We start from the raw sequence: 743 nt of genomic DNA, 5'->3' as shown, positions 1-743 counted from the left end.
GAGCAAGGCCCCGCCGCGGTGACCGAGGCGCCGGCCCAGCCGGCCACCGGCGGCGGCGATGCCGGTCCGCTGAGCGGCGCGGCCCAGACCCAGGCGCTGCAGCCGGGCGAGAGCCTGCAGGCCGCGCAGCAGTGGAAGGACAACCTGAAGAAGGACTTCGGCCTCAACGACGCCCAGGCCGCCGGCATCGTCGGCAACCTGTGGCACGAGAGCGGCGGCATGAATACCGGCATCACGCAGGGCGGCGGCATCGGCGGGCCGAACGGCAACATGGCCGACGACAACGGCAACGGCTATGGCATCGCCCAATGGGGCGGGGTGCGCAAGCAGGGCCTGATCGACTTCGCCAAGGCCRACAAGCTCGACCCGTCGAGCCAGGCCGCCAACTACGGCTACCTGAAGCAGGAGCTGCAGGGCGAGTACAAGGGCGCGATCGACGCGGTGAAGGGCACGAACGACGTGGCCGGCGCCACCGCGGCCTTCTGCAACAGCTTCGAGAAGCCGAGCGATCCGCAGATGGCGTCGCGGGTGGAGTACGCGATGAAGCTGGGCTGAGGGGGCATCGGTCCTCGAGGTGATCGCGAGCGACCGGACGTGGCCGGATGCCGGCTCACTCGTCGAAGAATTTCCAGGTGTCCGCACCGTCGAACTTGCGGACTCGCACGGAGGCGATCAACTGCGGGTCGAAGTTTCCGAGGTTCACTCCATGTCTCGCGCCAGCCTTCACCTCGATCGGCTCCCAG

1 protein-coding gene is annotated in these 743 nt (G+C 68.9%); it reads left to right on the top strand.

Annotated elements, in window-relative coordinates:
• Positions 1-555: phage tail tip lysozyme (locus AC1D01_RS37255; RefSeq protein ID WP_477874922.1), on the top strand; the 555-nt coding region annotated here is incomplete at its 5' end.
• Between the last annotated feature and the right edge of the window lie 188 nt (positions 556-743).

This window comes from Rhizobacter sp. P3_B12 (genome assembly GCF_056402895.1).
Note: the sequence above shows the minus strand (reverse complement) of the source record. Positions and strands in the feature narration are given on the sequence as shown.